Annotated in this window: 1 protein-coding gene; it reads right to left on the minus strand. The window is 42.9% G+C overall.

The genetic code is table 11. The features are described from left to right. Positions 1-373 precede the first annotated feature (373 nt). On the minus strand, positions 374-1651 hold the full coding sequence (locus tag CSV72_RS16465; protein WP_099679239.1) for an IS110 family RNA-guided transposase: 1278 nt from the start codon (positions 1649-1651) through the stop codon (positions 374-376). Positions 1652-1782: the final 131 nt, after the last annotated feature.

A 1782-nucleotide genomic window follows, 5' to 3' on the forward strand; every position in this document is an offset into this window, starting at 1 on the left:
GGCGACTCCCTCTTGAACAGACGATAGTGACAAGGTTTATCGAGCTTTTTAGATGAGTGAAAAATATTTTTTAGCTGGAGAGCTATCAAACATATTCCACGTAATACAACTTCGGTTAAAAAGTGGAAATGGATCGAGCGCTTCGCTGACAGTTACAGAAACTGTTAATTTATATGGCATGCACTGTGGATCTCCATACTCCCTATGATGACTGACCCTCCCACATCTCTTAGCGTCAAGCGCTGACATTCCTTCGTTCGGTCTATCATAAGTTGGAGGCCGGCGAATCTGCTCTGGGATGGGCTCGCGGCCCAATGTACGCCACCTATGCCAGCTTCTCCGTGTCATGAATGCGGTTTTCAGAATCCAGTGTTTAAGACGCTACTTGAAGACAGTGAAGGTCGGCAAGCATTTGCTCACCATCAAATCGACGACGTTTAGTACACAATGCATGAAGTATCTTCAACAACTTACCACATAGAACTACCATTGATTCCTTCTTGCGAAGGGGATTGTTCGGTCGTTGCGTATAGTACTGGTGTAGCTTCAAAAATGCCGAGTTATTACGAAGAATCGGAAGCATCGCTTTAAATAATAGTGAGCGAAGCCTCTTCCGGCCACGTTTTGATATCTTCTTTACTCCCTTTTGCTTACCTGATGAATTTTCAATCAGTGTGAGACCCGCTAGTTTAATAAGTTGGCGTGGACTCTCATAATCAGTAAAGCTTCCTATTTCGGCTAAAAGGCCAGTGATGGTTCCGTTAGAAATACCGGGAAACGAAGACAGGTACTCGTAGTCTGCCGTTTGAACAATGAGTTCTTCCGTTTCTTTTTCAATCTCTTTCAATTCTTCTTCTACTAAACGGTATTGACGAATAAGATATGCGATTTCTCGTCGTGCGCCAGAAGGTGATACCGTAATCCCGATTGAAGTTTGAGCGACTTTGATGAGTTCAGCTGCCAGCTTAGGGCGTCTCTGCTTCATAGAGCCTACTTCTGCACATACGTCAGCCAACTCCGTCGGCGTCATACCTACAATATCAGCTGGAAGAGGTCTAGCTTCTAACACCGCGAGCACCATGGCGCCAAAGTCTGAGAAGACTTTAAATATTTCAGGGAAGTATTTATCGATCCATCGATGTAGTTTATTCTTTAACGCACTACGATCTTTTATCAACGCTTCTTTTACGCTAAAGTAGCTACGGATATCCGCTTCTAAATCACGCAAAAGCTTAGGATGAGAAAAGCGTCCGTCTTTCATTAAGCGCGCAATCGTCAAAGCGTCTTTCTTATCGTTCTTTGTCTGAAGATTATCGTCTAGCTCTTTTGATTTTTTTACATGAAAAGGATTGATTACAACCATCGGAATACCATGATCTTCTAAGAAATACGCTAGGTTCAACCAGTAATGGCCTGTTGGTTCTACACCGACTAGCACATCTGATTTTTTAAATGTGTTCATTCCATTAAGAATCTCTTGATAAAATTCTTCGAAACCGTCACTTGTTTGAGAGATAGGAAAAGCTTTCCTGAGTTCTCGTCCACGTTCATCTACGAATGTGGCATAATGTTTATGCTTCGCAATATCGATACCTACAACTAGGGTTCGTTCAGTCACTTGATTAATTTTATGATTCACTTTAGAATTCATTGGAGTCCTCCTTGTTTATGATTCCGGGTCAAGTCGTCGATGCCTTGACACCCTGAATGATAACAAGGGGACTTTTCTTTTTCAATAGGGCCTCACTGACCAGACAGGAATGGCTCTGGGAGGATCAGCGG

Origin of the sequence: Sporosarcina sp. P20a, from assembly GCF_002743175.1 — a bacterium.
Taxonomy (GTDB): domain Bacteria; phylum Bacillota; class Bacilli; order Bacillales_A; family Planococcaceae; genus Sporosarcina.

What these genes read in the sequence shown, in the direction of transcription:
- CSV72_RS16465 (WP_099679239.1), bottom strand. Translation starts at nt 1,651, where the DNA reads ATGAATTCTAAAGTGAATCATAAAATTAATCAAGTGACTGAACGAACC.